This is a genomic window from Streptococcus sp. 27098_8_186, from assembly GCF_041432055.1.
Classification (GTDB): domain Bacteria; phylum Bacillota; class Bacilli; order Lactobacillales; family Streptococcaceae; genus Streptococcus; species Streptococcus dentalis.
Window position 1 is genome coordinate 83,917 of record NZ_JAPVYV010000005.1, and the last position, 18,712, is coordinate 102,628.

Genomic DNA, 18,712 nt, shown 5'->3' on the forward strand with positions numbered 1-18,712 from the left:
CCTTGATTGCAAGGCTTTTTGTATTGGCGTGGGGAAGTATCAGAGTGAGAAAATTTTTGGAATGAATAGAAGTGATAGCTAGAAATTGTCAGTTTCTATTTCCATTTACCCTGTGGGTACGTGTTTGTTTCCATTGACAAGGAGTTTGTGGGAATAGAAACGTCCCCACCTTACATATCTCCAGAATGGGCGATTGAAATTGAGACAATTTAATAGAGATAAGCTCTTGTTATGTTTCTTTTAAGTCAATAAACTAACAATACTCAAAGTATGCTCAAAAATATGATATAATCTAGGACATAAGGCAATACTGTTTTAAAGTATTTTCTCTTAACCATGTCTCGTTAGACAAATCTGATTCGTCTGGTTTTCTAATAGATTTTAATGCTGACTTGGTTTTATAGCCATTATGCTCTCCATTATTTTAGTGTAGAACACTTTGATTATTAGTTTTTTGTTACATTGTAAGCAAATCAATGGAGATAGAAAAAGGGATTATATGTTTAGTTATGAGGTTGTAGCAAGTTTTAACGACTTAGAAAATGCTATTTATACAACTATTTTAGAAAATGAAAATATATCCTCTATGACAATCAAGGAATTGGCCCAACTTGCACATGTATCAGTTGGAACCGTACAACGATTTTGCAAGCATCTAGGATTTGATGGATATAGCCATTTTAAGATTGCTTATAAAGAATATTTAAAAAATGAGCAAATTATTTTAAACAATCAAGACAATCATTCTTTGAAGCTATTCATTGATTATACTGAGCAAGATACTTTTTTGCAGCTGATTATGGAGGCTGTGGCAATCTTAAAGAACGTTGAACAGATTGTTTTTGTCGGAATTGGTTCCTCTGGAACTTTAGGTCGATATGGAGCGCGCTATTTTTCAAATATTGGCAAATTTAGTATGTGTATTGAAGATCCTTGGCAACCAGTGCTACAAAACAGTATGGAAAAAACTTGTGTCATTGCCTTATCCGAATCTGGTGAGACTTCTCAAACATTGAAAATTGTACAAAAATTAAAGGAAAAAGGTTGTCCAGTTATTGCCATCACAAATACATTGGAATCAACATTGTCAAGGCTATCTGATTGCTCCATAACCTATCATGTCCCTCAATTATTTTTAAATGGGTTTAATATTACGACGCAGGTACCTGTTATTCTCATTATTGAAATGTTAATGAAACAACTATATACTACAAAAGCATAAGGGTGTCTATGAATTTATTTGATTATCATAAAGTAAAAGGGCTAAATAATAGTGAATTAAGCGTGTATAATTTTATATTGCAACATAGAGATAAAGTTGCTACGATGACTATCAGAGAGCTATCGACATCTATAAATCTATCGACAACAACCATCATTCGTTTTGCGAAAAAGATGGGATTTGATTGCTACAATGATTTAAAATATGCCTTGTCAAGGTCGGAAGATAAGGAAAATAAACATCGTCACTACTTTCCTATTGGTATTCCAGCAATACAATTTTTACAGACTAGTGTCCAAGATGAAGCTTTAAAAAAACAACTATCAGAGATAGCAGATTTGATCGTTCAAGCCAAACAAGTTATCTTTTTAGGGGTGGGTACTAGTCTAAGTTTGGCGAATATGGCTCATATCTTTTTTCTGGAATCGGTATTCTTAGCTTTGCTATTACTAACCCATTTTATTCTCTGAAATTGCATCATTCTAATTTGGAGGATGTTTTGGTTATTGCTCTAAGTGTCAGCGGTGAGACAGAAGAAGTTCTAACTCTGGTACAGGGATTCAAAGAAAGAAATGCTAAGATTGTTAGTCTGACAAATACAGATATTTCCACTTTATCACAGCTATCGGATATAAATTTATCCTACTTTATGCCAGTTGCCTACGCAGATTCCTCGCTACGTTCCACTAATTTGACCACTCAGATTCCAGTTGTCTATTTTTTAGAATCCTTACGTTACCAAGTTTATTTAAAAAAATAGGAGTGAAAACTCTTGTTTTTTTTATGTAACAAATATTGTTCGACTGTACATTTATTTTCTATCTCAATATCTATTGTCAGCAGGTACAGTATGTCGTAAAATAGACTTGTTCATAGCGCTAGTACAAAATACAGAAAGGATTGGTAAAATGGCAAAAATACCAGAAGGCTTTTTATGGGGTGGGGCAGTTGCTGCTCACCAAATTGAAGGAGGGTATGATAAAGGTGGAAAAGGCATTTCGATAGCCGATGTGATGACGGTTGGAAGTGCTAGTCACTCTCGACAGATTACTGATGGCGTCTTACCTGACGAATATTATCCGAATCATGATGCAATAGATTTTTACAGAACCTATAAGGACGATATACAATTATTCGCTGAGATGGGATTTAAGTGTTTTCGAACTTCGATTGCCTGGACTCGTATCTTCCCAAATGGAGATGAAGAAGAACCTAACGAAGAAGGGTTGAAATTTTATGATGATTTATTTGATCAGCTGCTAGCTCATCAAATTGAACCGGTCATCACACTCAGTCACTTTGAAATGCCCTATCATCTAGTTACTAAGTATGGTGCTTGGCGTAATCGCAAGTTGATTGATTTCTTTGTTCGTTTTGCGGAAGTCGTCATGGAACGATATAAGGACAAAGTTAAGTATTGGATGACCTTTAACGAGATCAATAATCAAGGTGCAATTAATGTTCCTTGGTGCTCATGGACTAATTCTGGTGTCATTTATCAAGAAGATGAAAATCCAGTTGAGGTACTACAGCAGGTTATCCATTATCAGTCAGTGGCTTCTGCAAAAGTTATACAATTGGGTCGGGAAATCAATAAAAATTTCAAAATTGGTTGTATGCTGGCAATGGTACCATTTTATCCGAATACATGTGATACAAAAGATATACTTGCTAGCCAGAAGGCAATGGAGCATCGTTTATTTCACTATGGAGATCTTCATGTTTTTGGAGAGCGTCCTTACTATATCGAGGCCTTTTGTCGAAAAAATAATATCAAACTGGATATTTTACCAGAAGATCTAGAAACTCTAAAAGAAGGTTGTGTAGATTATATTGGCTTGAGTTACTATATGAGTGATACAGTAACTGCTACAGCATCTGAGGAAACAGAAGAACTTTTCAAAGATGTTTATACTAAGAAAAATCCCTATATTGAATCAAGCGATTGGGGTTGGCAGATTGACCCTGAGGGATTACGCTATAGCTTAAATCTTTTATACGATCGCTATCACTGTCCGCTTTTTATAGTTGAAAACGGATTCGGTGCTTATGATAAGGTAGAGCCTGATGGAATCCATGATTCTTACCGCATTGATTACCTCAAACAACACATTGAACAAATGATGTTAGCGATTGAAGAAGATGGCGTAAATGTCATTGGTTATACCCCTTGGGGCTGTATCGATATTGTTAGTGCTGGTACAGGTGAAATGGAGAAGCGTTATGGCTTTATCTATGTCGATAAGAATAATAATGGCGAAGGAACTTTGCAACGAATGAAGAAAGATTCCTTTACATGGTATCAAAAAGTGATTACATCAAATGGAAACGAATTATAAGGAGTAATTAAAATGAATATTGGATTGTTTTGTGCAGCAGGTATGTCAACAAGTATTTTGGTTGAGCGTATGAAAGAAGCGGCTCAGAAAAAAGGGAAAGATGCAACAATTGCAGCTTATTCCATCAGTGAATTGGAACAAAGAGTTGGAGATATTGATGTGGCTCTATTAGGCCCACAGGTTGGTTTCCAACTTGAAAAAGCAAAAGAAATTTGTGCTTCTCACAATGTTCCTGTAGAAGTGATTGCAATGGCTGATTATGGCACTGCAAACGGTATGGCAGTTCTTAAACAAGCTTACATGATGAAAAAATAAGGAGAAGATGATGAAGGATAAACTGATTAAAAAGTTTGTTGATAGGATGATGGCCTTTGTCAATACCAAAGGTGTAACAGCGATAAAAGATGGTATTGTTTTCTCTATGCCATTGTTGATTGTTGGCTCCATCTTTCTTATCTTGGCCAATCTTCCAGTTCCAGCTCTAGCAACGATGTTAGAAACTAGTGGTATTACCCCTGTCCTCAATCAAGCAATTGGTGCAACCTTTAATATCAGTGCGATTGTAACAGTCATTGGGATTGCGTATACCTATGCTAAGCTAGAAAAACAGGAGCCACTTGGGGCAGGTGTCATTGCCCTAGCAGTTTTCTTGCTAATCCAGCCTTCCAGTTTGATTTCTAAAAATGGGGATGTAGTTGGTAACATTATTCTGAAGGATTGGACTTCCGGGAAAGGGATGATCGGTGCCATTATCGTTGGTTTGATTGTAGGAGCAAGCTATTCTTGGTTTTTGAAGAAAAATATCAAAATCAAAATGCCAGATGGCGTACCAACTGGTGTAGCCAACGCATTTTCAGCCTTGATTCCTGCTACTGTTATCATCACAGCGGCAACGATCTTTGTCGGACTTGTTGAACAATTGTTTAAGTTCACAACGATTGAAGTGATTTATAATCTTATTCAAACACCAATGCAAGGCTTGACTGACTCATTGTTTGGTGCGGTGCTTATGTGTTTCCTTGTACCATTCTTATGGATGTTTGGGGTGCACGGCTCAACTGTAGTTGGTGGCATCATGAGTGGCTTGCTACAGGCGAATGCTTTGGAAAACCAAGCCATTTTAGATAAGGGCCTTGAATTAAATCTAGCCAATGGTGGTCATATTGTGACGATTCAATTTTTTGATCAATTTATCAATGTTACAGGTGCCGGGATTACGATTGGTTTGGTAGTTTACATGATTGCATTTGCAAAATCAAAACAACTAAAAATTCTTGGACGTCTTGAAATGGTTCCAGCCATCTTTAATATCAATGAGCCGGTGCTCTTTGGTTTGCCGATTGTAATGAATCCAGTTTTAGCAATTCCCTTTATATTAACGCCTATTTTATCTTGTATCATCCAGTATTCAGCGATTTATTTTGGACTGACACCTATGTATGGTGCCGTTCAAGTTCCGTGGACTTGTCCTCCAATTATTTCAGGATTTATCATCGGTGGTTGGAAAACAGCCTTGTTGCAAACACTTATTTTGGTTATGTCTTTCTTTGTTTATTATCCGTTTATTAAACAGATGGATAAACAAGATTTACAAGCTGAAATACAAGAAACAAGCGATTTAGAAGACGAAGATTGGTAAGAGAGGTATTAAAATGGACGAAAAAGTACTCGAAGTGTGTTTTCAAATTATCACCTATGTAGGAACAGCAAAATCTATGTACATCGATGCTATTCAATTGGCTAGGCAGGGTGAATTCGAGCAGGCTAAAGATAGAATTAAACAAGGCGAAGAAGCATTTGTACAGGGACACAATGCTCACCACTCACTTTTGACAAAAGATATGAATGGGGAATTAAGCCAAACAGGTCTACTTCTGATGCACGCTGAGGATCAGTTAATGAGTGCAGAAGGTTTTCGAACGATTGCTGAGGAATTTATAGCAGTCTATAAACGCTTTGAGGAAGGTAAATAGAGCAAGTTATGAAAGTAAAAAATTAAGCAATGTTAATTACCTATTCAGACAGTCTTGGAAAAAGTCTGAAAGACTTGAAGTAGGTCTTAGAAGGCCCTTTGAAAGATGTGGTCGGTGGTGTCCACATTCTTCCCTTCTTTCCATCGTCAGGCGACCGCGGGTTTGCACCCATGGACTATAGCAAGGTTGATGAGGCTTTTGGAGATTGGAGCGATATTGAGGCACTCAGTCAAGACTACTACCTCATGTTTGATTTCATGATTAACCATATCTCAGCCAAGTCGCCTTATTTCCTTGATTTCCTAGAAAAGAAAGATGAGTCTGCCTATGCGGATTTGTTTATCCGCTACAAAAACTTTTGGCCAAACGGTGAGCCGACTCAGGAAGATGTAGACCTGATTTACAAACGGAAGCCACGTGCTCCCTATCGCATTGCCAAGTTTGCTGATGGTAGTGAGGAAAAAGTTTGGTGTACCTTGTGAAGTTCATTAGCCGTTTTTCCAGAAACACGCTGGACTGCTTAAAATATGTTCGGGAGTTAAAAGAACTAGGAATCGGGGTCACTTTTGAAAAGGAGAATATTGACAGTCTAGATGCCAAAGGAGAGGTGCTCTTGACTATTCTTTCTTCCTTGGCCCAAGATGAATCCCGTTCTATTTCAGAGAATGCGACCTGGGGGATTCGAAAGAAGTTCGAACGGGGCGAAATAAGAGTTAACACAACCAAGTTTGTAGGCTACGATAAGTGAGAGGACGGGAACCTCGTCATCAATCCGCAGCAAGCCAAGATTGTCAGACAAATCTTTCGGGATTTTTTACAAGGAGAAACACCAGAAAGTATAGCGAGAAGTCTAAAAGAAGAAGGAGTTCCAGGATGGAATGGGAAAGCTAACTGGTATCCCACTACCATTCAAAGGATGCTTCAAAATGAGAAGTACATGGGAGATGCCCTCTTACAGAAAACCTATACGGTTGATTTCCTTACCAAGAAGCGCAGTGAGAACCAGGGACAGGTGAATCAATACTATTTGGGAGACTTATATCTAAATATTAATTCAACTACCTACTTACCTTTTTATAGTTGTTCAGATTGTCGACGTACCTTTGATTTCAACCCTGTAATGGAAGATTTAAATAGAAGAATTAAATAATTTAGGTTACGTTTAAAAGTTTAATTCAAATACTCACCCCCCCTTTGTTTCGTTTCACAGTATAGGAAGCTAACGTCAGCACATGTTGAGGCCGTATCACTGCTTGTACGATCTGAGACATCAGCGAAGTAGAAGCAAATGTTCTGCCCATGGGATAGCTGTCGTAGAGTAAGGAGTTTACGACGAAACGATACGGCAACAGCGAACTGCCTAGTGTGGTGCTGCCTTTTACCGACTGATATAGGATTGTAGAGATGGTAAACTGGATAGGATTTTGGTCAAGTTGAGTAGTCATTTTGACAGGAATATCATGTGCCAATTTCTCGACAACATCACAATCTCAGGAAGTGGGCAGATTCCTGTAACTTTCCTTGAAGGAAGAGAAGTTGACTTGTAGGAAACTGCAATCGAAAGGTTGCAGTTTTTTGTGTTGTTTCGTGGTATAATAGGCTAAAACGATAAACGGTATGATTTGTTACTAGCTGCAGGAGTTTTATTATGGGTAAGTAGACTTGTCAATGCGGATATCCAATGAATGACCATGCTGCCCCAGACCCGAATGCTTTTTCGGTATTCTCGGATGAGTTATGGGAAGAGATAACGGATACCGCAGATGAAAATAATAAGATTGATTATTATGATATTTCTGATGCTTCATACTATGTCTGGCAATGTCCAAAGTGTCATAGCTTGATGGTATTCGGTGAGGATGAGAATCCAAATCGTTATACTTTCTATAAGTGGATAGATTTAGATAGTAAAGAAAAGGGGATTACTGATCAAGAAAGTGATTCAAATTCATCAGATACAGTTTACAGAGTTGCATCAGTCACTTTTTCAGAGTTTGGTGAGGAGTACATCTATATTTGTGAGGATGAATCAATCAGGGAAGACCATTTTGTAGTTGTTCCTGTTGGAATCAACAACGTTGAGAAGATTGCTCAAGTTGTGAAGGTATATCAGGCTTCGCAAAAAGACCTCTCATATCCAATTGACAAGTTAAAGCATGTGATTAAGCGTTATTCTGATTTTGATAAAGAGAAAGCAAAAGAGATTGTTGCGGAATTATTAAGATCAGGTCGATGTTTGCAAATAGATAATTTTTCTAAATCAGTAGCAGCAGACGAATATTTTGATATTTTGCACAATAAACTTGGATACTGGTGGTTGGAACTGAATGGCGTTCCCATTCCAATGAAGGTTGTCCTATTGAATACCAATTATGAAAAGTATCACGTTGACTGCGCTATACATATCAAACCTTACAATATGCACTATAGTACTTTCCAATCGTTGAAGTTATGTACTGACTTTGAGATTGACGCTTCCCGCTGGGTTGATGTCATTTCTGATGAATATGTTTGGGGAAATTCCTGGGAACTTGATGGTATCCAGTTTGGGATAACCTGTCAGGAATCATCAGAGGAGGATGAAGTGACACTTGGCAAATACAGCCGTGTCCCATATTATAACGACTGGCATCCAGATTGGAGCGATAGATACGGTTTTAATGTAGCTTGGAAACCACATGAATCTGATGAAGACTTGTCGGTAGGTTTTTACATTTCTTAGAGTAATAAATTTGCTCAACAATATAATAACAAAGCCAGACTTGTCACTTTTCGTTCTATAATATAGATGTTTGCTAGCATCAGATGTTGAGGCAGTATCACAGCTTGTAAAAAATGATTTAACAAGGATGTTTCTAGTGAAAATCCCACAGTAAGGAGTTTAAACATGAAATTCCATGAATTTGGTGATAGAAATTCGCCTTCTATCTTACTGATACATGGCGGTGGTAGTTCTTGGTGGAATTATCTTCGTCAAGCGCGGATTTTGTCAGAAGACTACCGTGTTATTCTACCCACTTTGAATGGCCACGGCGAAGAATATCAACTCGATTATGTTTCTACGGAAGATTCTGCTTTGGAGATCCTAGACTATATCAAAGCAAACTGTGGTGGGAAGGTGTTTGCGATCGGTGGTGTTTCTCTTGGTGGTCAAATTGCCATGGAACTTTTATCCTTAGATAGCGAGATAGCTGAGAAGGCCATCATAGACGGAAGCCTCTGTATTCCTCAGCCAGGGTTAGCTAAAATCAGCATCTTTCTAGTAGCTCTATTTGGTAAACTGATGTTTAGTAAATTTGCTTGTAAACTCCAGTTAAGCATGATGGACAAAATCTATCCTAAACTGGCTTATCCAGAGGAAATAAAAGCATATTATTTAGAGGATCTGCCAAGGACACCTATCAAAACATTGGTGACCATTTACAAAACCTATATGGGGCGATACAGGCTCAAGGACACAATTTCTGCTAGCAAGGCGCAGGTTCTGTATATCTACGGTGAAAAAGAATTGAACTGTGTGAAAGCATCAGCGAAATTATTTCATCAGCTACATCCCAACACGATCCTGTATGAAGCAAAGGGCTATAACCATGGCTATTTATCAGCTTACCTGCCTCAAGAATGGATTGATTTGGTTGAGCCATTTTTAAAGAGTGATCCATTGGAAATCTGATATGCTGTAAGGAGGAATCTTATGCTAGGAGCAATAGTAGGAGACATTGTAGGTTCTGTTTACGAATGGAGCAATATTAAAACGAAAGACTTTCCATTATTTCGTGAGGATTGTTTTTTCACGGACGATACGGTGATGACCTGTGCGGTTGCTGAAGCCATCATGAACGGTGGTCAGAAAGATGACTTTATTGATGCCATGAAGAAATATGGCAGGATGTATCCCGATGCAGGTTACGGTGCAAGATTTGGAAATTGGGTTGATGGCGACGATCGAGAACCTTATAATAGCTTTGGCAATGGCTCTGCCATGCGTGTTTCTCCTTGTGCTTGGGTCATAGATTGTGGTTTCTGTGCCAGAACAGGAGCCTGGCCGTCCAGAAGAACTCTTGCACAACTTTCTGCAGAAGTGACTCATAACCATCCAGAGGGGGTCAAGGGTGCTATGGCGACGTCTGATGCTATCTTTATGTGTCGTTATTACTTTGGAGGTTACAGTGGCGACTATGGAAAACCGATCAACGATAACCCTACAGAGTGCAAGAGACTCATCAAGGAATACATAGAGCAAGAGTATGGATATAATCTTTCTCAAACACTAGATGAAATTCGTCCTACTTATCGTTTCAATGAAACTTGCCAGGATACGGTACCTCAGGCCATCATTGCCTTTCTTGAAAGTACAGACTTCGAAGATGCTATCAGAAATGCTATTTCTCTCGGCGGAGATAGTGACACTCTTGCTGCCATCACAGGAAGTATAGCAGAGGCTGCTTATGGTATACCTGATTGGATTAAGAAAAAGGCCTATACCTATCTAGATGATCCTTTAAAGGATGTCCTCAGACGATGGGAGCAAGAAGTTTCAATAACATAACAGAGATTAGATAAAGACAATTAAAAACGGCAAAGCGACGAGATAAGTAACAATCTCGTCGCTTTTGCTTAAAAGTTAATGTTGTGCTATGGATTTATTCAGGTACCTAGTTAGATTTTTGCTGATTCAAGAGGAGGATACAAGTCATTACTGAGATACAGGATACAAGAATCAGATACCAAAGATTTTCAAGACCAAAGCCATGATCTAGCATCAATCGGAATCCCCAAGAAGCGGGGAAAAGACGCCCGATTGCTTGAAGAAAATCAGGTAGTAAGATGCTAGGAAACATGATTCCTGAGAGCATAATTGAGGGTAAAAAGACAAGTTGCGCTATCATGGTAAGCTTTGCTTGATTTTTTACAGTAAGGCCCAGTATACTTCCGATACTCAAAGATAAGAAAATGTAGATGGCCAGTGCGAGAAAGAATAGGGGAAGTTGATTTGGTAGACTTGCTTTAAATAAAATTGGAGCAAGTAGTAGGATCACCATGCAAGTCATTATCAAATGAACAAAGGCAGAGAGAACCATGGTCACTAATCCTAAGTGAATAGGCACACCATTTGCTTTATAAATCTTTTTTATGTCGCTTCCGTATGTTTCAATCAAGGAAGGCGGTAAGCCGAGAAAGGCCCCCATGGAAACACTCATGACAATCATTGACTGTATGAGTGTGCTTTCCATATCAGGTATAACGGAAGTAAAAATACCACCCATGAGAAGAAAGAAAATAAGCGGTACAATATAGTAAGTAACCAGGAGAGACTTACTTCGTATGTCCAATTTCCACTGTAATGCTAGGCTATATAAAAAACCATTCATTCCGATCCCCTCCTTGCCATTTCAATGAAATGCTGCTCCAGTGTGCCACGATCCACCTTAATATCCAGTATTTGGATATGTTTATGTTTGCATTCTTCCAATAATGAAATCAAAGTGTCCTCGATCGTATCTGTTTCAAAAGATTTCTCTCCGTCCTGGGTCTTTAAATGGATGAAATATTTTCTTCCCAACCTGTCTGTCAGTTCTGAAGGAGTACCACAAAAGACAATCTTTCCACTATTCAAAATAGCAATGCGGTCACATAAGGTTTCAACTTCGGCCATATCGTGGCTTGCCAAAACAATTGTCTTGCCCTGTGATTTGAGCTTTCGGATTTGTTCATGGAGGGATAGTCTTCCTTCAACATCAAGTCCCGCTGTCGGTTCATCGAGAAAAATAATATCCGGATTACTGATAAGTGCAAGAGCAAGATGTAATCTTCTTTTTTGACCGGTGGATAATTCTATGTATTGCGACTCCTTCATTTCTTTTATGCCAAGGGCCTTTAGCATAGCATCATCAATGTATGTATGATTCCATTTTGCAAAGAGCTTTATGGCTTCCATCGGTTTGATGTGGATGGGTAGAGAGGAGGACTGTAGTTGAATTCCGGTTTTCCCGTTTACAATTATAGTGCCTTCATCATATTTTCTCAGACCTTCGATACATTCAAGCGTGGTTGTTTTACCAGCTCCGTTCACTCCGAGCAGAGCAAAGATTTCTCCTTGTTTGATTTGAAAATCGAGACCTCTAAGAACCATATTGCTACCATAACTTTTCTTTAATCCAGAAAGCTCTATTGCGTCTTTCATGGTTCTACCTCCTCAAAGGGATTTGTTCCAAGCCTTGAAAAATAGACTTGTAAAGCAGGCCCTAAATAATCATTAACGATTTTTTGCTTTTCTTCCCAAGCGTTTGAGGCGGTATCGATATTCCCTATATCCATCAACTTCGGAAGCATGCTCATATCACCATTTGTAAACTCCGTAATCAAGCTCCAGTATTCTTGCACAACCTGTTGGCATTGTTCGCTTTCAGCTGGTACGTTTTCTTTCTGAAGCTCCACGATTTGATCACTTAGGCGGTTCAACCTATCCATAAAATCTTGCCCGCTTTTCTTGTCAAATCGACTGCGTATCTGGTCGAGCGTATCATCATCAAAGCGCTTAATGAGAGAGTAGGAGTCATTCTTCATCTGAAGATTGACAATAATGTCTGCATACTTCTTAAAATTGACCGTCTGTATTTGTAAAACTTCTGCCTTTAACTGCTCTATTGCGACTAAAGAATCCTTAAGTTGTTCAATATTTTTACGAAGAATATCTGCTTGCTCTGTAAGAGCATTGGCAACATCATCAGGTGTTTTCAAAGAGATCAAACGCCCCTTTATATCCTTGAGAGAAAAGCCTAATGATTTTAATGATAGAATCTGATGGAGTAGCACTATATCTTTATCGGTATAAAGCCTGCGACCTCCCTCACTTTCTGCCGATGGGGAAAGTAGCCCCTCTTTATCGTAATATTGTAGAGTACGGATGGTAATGCCCATTTTCTTAGCAAGTTCCCCCACTGTCATAAATCCTTCCGGAATTGCTCTATATTTAGCCATCATTACCCACCTCCTCATACCTATTATACATCATGACGTAAGGTCATAAACAAGGATTTTTAATAAAATTTAAACTGTAAATCTTTTAGCATTAATGAAGAATCTCATAAAAAATATAGACTTGATGAATTGGTGAGCTTGTTTTCTATTTCAAAAGGTTATTTGGTCCAATAATAAATATCTGATATGTGAGTGGAAACGTGTTATAATTGAGGATGAGACAAGAGGAGGTAAGCTGGTGAAATTTTTAGCAATCAATCCTATTTAGTAAAAATAATGCTTGAATCTCTATCCTCACGTGTTGAGTATATTAGTTTGCTAAAAAACTATCTTCTATCTAAATATTGAAAGGATTAATGATGTATCTATTAGAATTTTACCAAAACAATTATTCAAAAGATTTAGTCGTGTTTGATTCTTTAGAAGAGGGAAGAGCCTTTGTAGCGCAAATCCCGGGATATACTTTAGAAAAAGAAGATAGTTTTGATGTGGAGTATTTTAATCCAAAAAATCTACCGGATTATATGGAGATTTTCTTCAATGGAAATATTGTCCCTTTATCTAGATTTTCGTTTAATTCTGAGGAAAATGTGGACATTATTTGGAAAGAAATTTCGAATCTATCCGTTAAAAACGATAAAATGATCGAAGGAGCTACAAAAGTAGATGCTTATGTCGTGAATAACGATGAAGTGAAAGCTTATGTCGAAGCACGAGAAGCAAACTTCCGCAAGGCAAAAGCATTCCTAGAAAACAAAGGGTATGAAGTTGACAGAAGCTTTTTCGGAAGTGAAGACGGCGAAGCGATTCTCTACAGAAAACGCGGCACCGAAGATTGGCACTTCTTATGCCACTTAGACCCGCTGTTTGTAGAGATTGAAGATGTCGAAGAATATGTGAAAGAAGCAATGGAAGATATTCAATAGTCAACCAAAGTTCTTTGTGAGTGTATGCCACTGCTTGAGTAGACGGATTGAGCAGTAAAGAGAAACATTTAGCACTATCTAGCTTCTTAAGGAGAAATATCTATCATGAAAATGGAAATCAGGAAAACCTATCTTGTAAAATAAGATTATCGCATTAATTCCTCAAGATATGATTAAACGGTCCATTTTTTGTTAGAAAACATGCCATTACACGTACTGTTAAGAGAGTATCGCTCGAGTATCCGGAGTTGTATACAGTAGCTGAATAAGAAGGCCAACTTCCTGAAAAGGAAGCTCAAGAATTGCAACAAATTCTTACAGATATTTTCCAAGAGAAAATGAACAAGCATAAGATTAAATAAGCTTTGAGATTTATCAATAAGATGTCGATTGAGCATTAGGAGTTGAGAATGGCAATTGATGGCGTTAAAATCATTGACAGTGATCAAGGGTATGACATTTACAATGAGGTAGTTGGTCGCTATAGAGATGGTGATCATGTAGCCAATATTATCAAGGATATCCTCGATGCAGAGAAAGATTACTGTCAAACAGACTTTTTTACAGAAATTTATTGGACTGCTCTTGCCTACTCACTGTGGAAGATTGGTCACCTGACAGACGATATCAGAGATAAAACCTTGGAGCTTATCAAAAAAGGGGCTGATCCATTTTGGTTGGAAATAGATTCAAAGGCTTTGAAGCAAAGGCAAAAGGTCTTGGATAAACTTGCTATCCATTTGCAAACTGAAAATCCTAGACCTCTAAAGGTCACTAAAGCTAAAACTAAACGTAAACCTTATTTTGAAGAAGGAGATCTCCTTACTGTTAAGTTCCAAGATGAGTATGGTCTTGTCTTTGTATCTATGGTTGAGCAGAGTCCTAGAAAGCTTGAGTATCATTTGGCTTGCACACGCCTCTTACAAACCAAAAAGCCCTCCATCGATGATTTTTTGACCAGTCAAATCTCCTGTAAGATGGACAATACAAAGTTTGCTCTCGTTACAGATTGCTGGTTCAATCACAAAGATTTAGGGCAATTATTAGAAAATATTGAAAAAATTGGACAGGTGAAACTTAGACCTTTTAGTCTTTGGATGTTGGCACCTGCCCAAAATTTAGAAGATATTTATGAAGAAATCACTAGAGATAAAGGTTCCTCTGGCCTTCGATTCATCGAAACCTATAAACTTGTCGACGATATTTTTCCTGTTTAATGCTTATGTGATAAAGGGAGAAATGGTGAATCATTCCCACATGCTATGCTGGGCTCTGACTCCATAGCTATCAATCGAACCATCTGAATTGAACTTGGATTCAATCCGGTATCTTTTCCAGAGGTCGTAATCTGCTGTTTGGATGGTTAGGATAAAGTTGGTATCTTTATCAGAGACGTTATAATCAGCTGGATTGACTTCAAAGATATCGATTAATTTTCGTGTTTGAAAATCTTGGAGCTTGAGATTTGCTAGCTTGACATGATTGATGGAAATTTTTTCTAGTTGCTTGCTATCCTTAGGTGTTCTGTAATAGGTGATGACGCAGTTTTTGAGTTGATCAGTATCTTTTCCTGTAGGAGTAAGGCTCATATAGCCATAGGACTGATTATCCCGCTTGACTTCAAGAAGCTGACCGTAGTAGAAGTGGTCGTTTTTGGGATTGGGGATGGAACTCTCTGCGCCTTTATCTCCAAAGGTAAAGCCTTGGTCTAAAAGCTCGGAAGCCTTGGTCTCACCGATAATGACAGTGGTATCTTGAATGGATACTGGAACAGGTTGAGCTGGAAGGCCACTCATCATGATGCAAAACATAAAAACATAACTCGTTAAAAAAGCTGTCCCGACAAAAGCGTTGGTTGCTGCATAGACATGACTGTTATGAAAGTTTTTGCTTATAGCCAGTACAACAAATTTACCAAGACTTTTTAAAACCATACTAACAAGTACGATAAAAAATTGTTTTTTCAAACATTCATAAATGGCTTGAGGAAAGCTATTACCATGATAGTAGAAGACAGCCAATACCAGTAGATTTACGATTACATAGATCAGCAAGAACCAATGAACCTCTTTAATGGCATTGGCATCAGTGATTTCTTCATAGTCAACGTGAATTCTACCTTGAATGGCATGGCCAAGTTTATAGATCCATTTTGGGACATCTTTCCCTTGTCTGACCGCAACTATGAGTCTGATATAGAGATAGATAGTAAAGGATAAGGATAGAAAGAAAAGAGCATAAAACCCTAAAACAATACTAGTGAACATGACTATTCCCTCTATTTAACATTCAATAAAACAATTTCTTAGCTCCATTATAGCATTTTCTATAGAAATAGAGCTAGAAATATCAGTATTATCCTACAAGATTCAAAGGAGAAAAATCATGGGAATGATTGCCAATTATCAATATTTACCAGACAATGAATTAGAACAAATCAAAGCTCTTTCTAACCAAGAAGATGACTTGTTAGACTTTGCTGAGGACTCCTCTGACACTCATGATATCATAATAGATATCGACAAAATGTGGGATGCTCTTCTCTTTGTTATGACAGGATTTAGTAGTTCAGAATTATTGGATGACAATCCCTTGAGAGAAGCTGTTTTAGGGGTGACTCCTCTAGAGGATGTATCTGAATATATCGCCTATACTGAAAAATCGAGAATTGCGGCTATCAGTCAAGCTTTAGAAGAATTTGATATGGACAAGGCTTTGAAAGACTTTAGTATGGAAGCATGCAAGAAAGCTGACTTGTATCCTGATATTTGGGATTATCTTGAGGAAGAGGAAGAAATCAAGGATGATATTTTAACCTGTTTTGTCAAAATGAAAGACTTTTACAAGGAAATCTTAAACCACAAGGGGAATGTCTTAGTGACTATTTGTTAAGGTTTTTATATTCCATTAGAAAGGTAGTCCCATGAATCCATTTCTAGAAAAGTATATTGCTTTAAAAAAGCAATACCTGGAACAAGATGGAAATTCTTCCAGTGTTGCGGCACTCTATGGTTTGGCTGATGAATTAGCTAAGTCTGATGATTTAGAAGCTAAGAAAGTCTTAGTTGATCTCTATGACCAATTGGGTCTCTACACTAGTGCCTATAGCTTATTTACCGAAATTTTAGATAAACCAGACCGAAAACAATTAAAGAAACTGAGCCGTTTACAAGAAATGAGTCAGAGTCATGGCGATCGTTTTGCCCTTCCTCGTCCTCTAAGAAAAGAAGAGAAGAAGCAAAGGCAGGACATAGAATCTGTAACGCTCTTACCAAATACTGCTAGAGGAGAGTATGATAATGGTGGTGATATGAGTGGACATTACCATATCTATTTTACAGCCTACGTCAATCATAATCGAGAGCGAACGATAAGCGTAGAACTATTCTTCCCAGATGCCAGCATCCCCCCTTTCACCTTGTTTCCTCCCAACCCTTATAAAAACAAGGGCAAAAAGATGTCCAATTGGTTGATGGGGAATATTGAAGTTTCGGAAGAAACATCTAAATAGAAATAAGAACAAGTCATGATGAATAGAATAGTAGACGAACAGATCACTCTTATTCCTTATTATATGAATGATGACATTTCCCTTCTTTGGTATCAAGATAGTGAGGTTTGCAAACAAGTGGATAATACTAATCAGATTTACGATCTAAAAAAACTTCATAAAATGTATGATTACCTAACTTCACACGGTTCTTGCTATTATATCCAATATGAGGGAGTGTTAGTTGGAGATGTGACACTTCAAGATAATTCAGAGCTTTCTATAGTGATCAGCAAAGAGTATCAGAATTTACAGATCGGAAGACGGTGTATTTCTGAAATGATACAGCTGGCCAAAGAGAAAAAAATGGTTAAAGTAACTGCTCAAATTTATCCTTTTAATACTCAAAGTCAAAGAATGTTTTTAGCTTTGGGATTTCAGAAAGTAGATGAAGAGTGGTATGAATATAAGTTGCTTTAGAATAGTTGTGTATTATTTTATGTATTAAAATAATAGTCCTTATTTTAAATACTAAAGAATATTAAAGTAAAAATAAACTCATTAAAAAATCTAATTGACATAGGAGAAGAAATTGCCTATCTTCTATGTTTGTAACCGCTTTTTATGCTATAATATCACTAGATAGAAATGTGGGAGTTTCAATCATGGTTACAAAACGCTTTTTGAAAAATGTTATTGTTGCGATGGTCTCGGTATTTATGTCCTTGGCCGTTGTTCAAGGGGTTCAAGCCCAGCAAACGGGCCTCGATTACCAGAGTCTTCATTTACTGCCTTTTAATGGCAGTAAGCAGCTCGTTCTAGGTGATTTTGATCATTTAGGTCGTGCGACCTCAGCCCATATTTAGCTTCAGGACAAGGATGAGCCAAAGAAAAAAAGAGAACCACATCTCAACTATAATCCGGTTGGCTGGCATAATTATAAGATTGCTTATGGAAACAAAGGGAAGAAGGCCTGGCTGTTTCATAGAGGACATCTGATTGGCTATCAATTTAGTGGACTGACCAATGAAGGGAAAAATCTGGTTCCTCTAACTGCCTGGACCAATACGGGGAATTATAAAGGGACAGCGGATAGTAATGTGGAAGGTATGCTTTACTACGAGAAACGGCTCGATAGCTGGCTGGCTACCCACCCCAATTATTGGCTGGATTATAAGGTGACGCCTGTCTACACGGGGGATGAATTGATTCCTCGGCAGGTGACCTTGCAATATGTAGGAATTGATCGAGATGGCAACCTTCTACCAATCAATTTAAGTAGCCCCAAAGAGTCGGTAGATGCTTATGGGATCACCACCGTTACCTTGGATAATTATTCCAAGAATGCGACCATTGACTATCTGAAGGGAACCGCCAAGCCATCTTTAGTGCCAACGGAACCAAGTAGTCAATCACAACCAGCTAGTCCTTCTGTAGAGACGCAACCAAGTCAAGCCCCTCAACCGAGTCAGCCAGCAGTACCTGCACAGCCAGTTCAACCTGTAGAACCTGCAGCGCCAACTCGTCAACTGGCTCCAGTTGTTTATGTGGCCAGAAATGGAAGTGCTGATGTTTATTGGTACTCTTTGGACAGTATGCCTCGCAATACCAATTTTTCTAAGGTAGTTCAGATGTCAGAAGAGCAAGCGCTTAGTCTTGGAAAGCGGCATACAAGTAAGGAATGAGGGTCAGTCATTTAGATGATGAGAAAGCCCAAATACTGGGTGCATTACAATCTTAAAAAGTGAGTAGTCTAAAATTATCTCACAAGATATTGCAAA

18 protein-coding genes and 5 pseudogenes are annotated in these 18,712 nt (G+C 38.1%); 19 read left to right on the forward strand and 4 right to left on the reverse strand.

From position 1 onward, the window contains the following. Positions 1-499 precede the first annotated feature (499 nt). From O3602_RS06150 to O3602_RS06205, 12 genes and pseudogenes are all read left to right on the forward strand, one after another. The gene (locus O3602_RS06150; protein WP_000493320.1) at positions 500-1,222 is read left to right on the forward strand and encodes a MurR/RpiR family transcriptional regulator; all 723 of its coding nucleotides are present in this window, start codon (positions 500-502) and stop codon (positions 1,220-1,222) included. 8 nt (positions 1,223-1,230) lie between these two features. Then, the gene (locus tag O3602_RS06155) at positions 1,231-1,692 is read left to right on the forward strand and encodes a MurR/RpiR family transcriptional regulator (RefSeq protein WP_371611356.1); all 462 of its coding nucleotides are present in this window, start codon (positions 1,231-1,233) and stop codon (positions 1,690-1,692) included. Positions 1,693-1,721: 29 nt separating this feature from the next. Next, on the forward strand, positions 1,722-1,982 hold the full coding sequence (locus O3602_RS06160) for an SIS domain-containing protein (RefSeq protein ID WP_371611357.1): 261 nt from the start codon (positions 1,722-1,724) through the stop codon (positions 1,980-1,982). A gap of 148 nt (positions 1,983-2,130) precedes the next feature. Next, on the forward strand, positions 2,131-3,561 hold the full coding sequence (locus tag O3602_RS06165; RefSeq protein WP_371611358.1) for a 6-phospho-beta-glucosidase: 1,431 nt from the start codon (positions 2,131-2,133) through the stop codon (positions 3,559-3,561). 12 nt (positions 3,562-3,573) lie between these two features. Next, the gene (locus O3602_RS06170; protein ID WP_001020606.1) at positions 3,574-3,876 is read left to right on the forward strand and encodes a PTS sugar transporter subunit IIB; all 303 of its coding nucleotides are present in this window, start codon (positions 3,574-3,576) and stop codon (positions 3,874-3,876) included. A gap of 10 nt (positions 3,877-3,886) precedes the next feature. Then, positions 3,887-5,200 carry a PTS sugar transporter subunit IIC gene (locus tag O3602_RS06175; protein WP_003011592.1) on the forward strand — a complete coding sequence of 438 codons (1,314 nt, stop codon included), beginning with the start codon at positions 3,887-3,889 and terminating at the stop codon, positions 5,198-5,200. Between the two features lie 13 nt (positions 5,201-5,213). Next, on the forward strand, positions 5,214-5,534 hold the full coding sequence (locus O3602_RS06180) for a PTS lactose/cellobiose transporter subunit IIA (RefSeq protein WP_003012163.1): 321 nt from the start codon (positions 5,214-5,216) through the stop codon (positions 5,532-5,534). A 29-nt stretch (positions 5,535-5,563) separates the two neighbouring features. Next, positions 5,564-6,010, forward strand: a pseudogene (locus O3602_RS06185) (alpha-amylase family glycosyl hydrolase); the annotation flags it as partial. Then, a pseudogene (locus O3602_RS06190) lies at positions 6,001-6,684 on the forward strand (recombinase family protein). The pseudogenes O3602_RS06185 and O3602_RS06190, both read left to right, overlap by 10 nt. Before the next feature lie 531 nt (positions 6,685-7,215). Continuing rightward, positions 7,216-8,256, forward strand: coding sequence for a hypothetical protein (locus tag O3602_RS06195; RefSeq protein WP_371611359.1), 1,041 nt, complete (start codon positions 7,216-7,218; stop codon positions 8,254-8,256). 165 nt (positions 8,257-8,421) lie between these two features. Beyond that, positions 8,422-9,207: an alpha/beta fold hydrolase gene (locus O3602_RS06200; protein WP_371611360.1), complete on the forward strand. Its 786-nt coding sequence runs from the start codon at positions 8,422-8,424 to the stop codon at positions 9,205-9,207. Between the two features lie 21 nt (positions 9,208-9,228). Further along, positions 9,229-10,083 (forward strand): ADP-ribosylglycohydrolase family protein, encoded by an 855-nt coding sequence (locus O3602_RS06205; RefSeq protein ID WP_371611361.1) that lies wholly within the window; start codon positions 9,229-9,231, stop codon positions 10,081-10,083. A gap of 106 nt (positions 10,084-10,189) precedes the next feature. On the opposite strand, the gene O3602_RS06210 is transcribed toward O3602_RS06205, so the two are convergent. Genes O3602_RS06210 through O3602_RS06220 form a run of 3 tightly spaced genes read right to left on the reverse strand, consistent with a single transcriptional unit; the run spans position 10,190 to position 12,518 of the window. Further along, positions 10,190-10,906: an ABC transporter permease gene (locus O3602_RS06210; protein WP_371611362.1), complete on the reverse strand. Its 717-nt coding sequence runs from the start codon at positions 10,904-10,906 to the stop codon at positions 10,190-10,192. After that, a complete protein-coding gene (locus tag O3602_RS06215) occupies positions 10,903-11,718 on the reverse strand; it encodes an ABC transporter ATP-binding protein (protein ID WP_371611363.1) in 816 nt (271 codons plus the stop codon). The genes O3602_RS06210 and O3602_RS06215 overlap by 4 nt, the downstream gene beginning before the upstream one ends. Further along, on the reverse strand, positions 11,715-12,518 hold the full coding sequence (locus O3602_RS06220) for a MerR family transcriptional regulator (RefSeq protein WP_371611364.1): 804 nt from the start codon (positions 12,516-12,518) through the stop codon (positions 11,715-11,717). The genes O3602_RS06215 and O3602_RS06220 overlap by 4 nt, the downstream gene beginning before the upstream one ends. A gap of 356 nt (positions 12,519-12,874) precedes the next feature. On the opposite strand from O3602_RS06220, the gene O3602_RS06225 reads away from it, so the two are divergent. The 3 genes and pseudogenes from O3602_RS06225 (at position 12,875) to O3602_RS06235 (ending at position 14,658) form a co-directional block, all read left to right on the forward strand. After that, a complete protein-coding gene (locus tag O3602_RS06225; RefSeq protein WP_371611365.1) occupies positions 12,875-13,441 on the forward strand; it encodes a hypothetical protein in 567 nt (188 codons plus the stop codon). 142 nt (positions 13,442-13,583) lie between these two features. Next, positions 13,584-13,803: pseudogene (locus O3602_RS06230) on the forward strand (hypothetical protein); the annotation flags it as partial. A gap of 48 nt (positions 13,804-13,851) precedes the next feature. Beyond that, on the forward strand, positions 13,852-14,658 hold the full coding sequence (locus tag O3602_RS06235) for a hypothetical protein (protein ID WP_155125803.1): 807 nt from the start codon (positions 13,852-13,854) through the stop codon (positions 14,656-14,658). Between the two features lie 30 nt (positions 14,659-14,688). Here O3602_RS06235 and O3602_RS06240 read toward each other — a convergent pair whose 3' ends face one another. After that, the gene (locus O3602_RS06240; protein ID WP_371611366.1) at positions 14,689-15,708 is read right to left on the reverse strand and encodes a hypothetical protein; all 1,020 of its coding nucleotides are present in this window, start codon (positions 15,706-15,708) and stop codon (positions 14,689-14,691) included. A 118-nt stretch (positions 15,709-15,826) separates the two neighbouring features. Between O3602_RS06240 and O3602_RS06245 the strand changes: the two genes are divergently transcribed. The 4 genes and pseudogenes from O3602_RS06245 to O3602_RS06260 all read left to right on the forward strand — a co-directional run bounded on the left by O3602_RS06245 (position 15,827) and on the right by O3602_RS06260 (position 18,616). After that, on the forward strand, positions 15,827-16,333 hold the full coding sequence (locus tag O3602_RS06245) for a YfbM family protein (RefSeq protein WP_371611367.1): 507 nt from the start codon (positions 15,827-15,829) through the stop codon (positions 16,331-16,333). A gap of 31 nt (positions 16,334-16,364) precedes the next feature. After that, positions 16,365-16,694: pseudogene (locus O3602_RS06250) on the forward strand (colicin E2 tolerance protein CbrC-like protein); the annotation flags it as partial. 273 nt (positions 16,695-16,967) lie between these two features. Beyond that, positions 16,968-17,411, forward strand: a complete 444-nt coding sequence (locus O3602_RS06255) for a GNAT family N-acetyltransferase (protein WP_371611368.1) — start codon at positions 16,968-16,970, stop codon at positions 17,409-17,411. 185 nt (positions 17,412-17,596) lie between these two features. Beyond that, a pseudogene (locus O3602_RS06260) lies at positions 17,597-18,616 on the forward strand (DNA/RNA non-specific endonuclease). Positions 18,617-18,712: the final 96 nt, after the last annotated feature.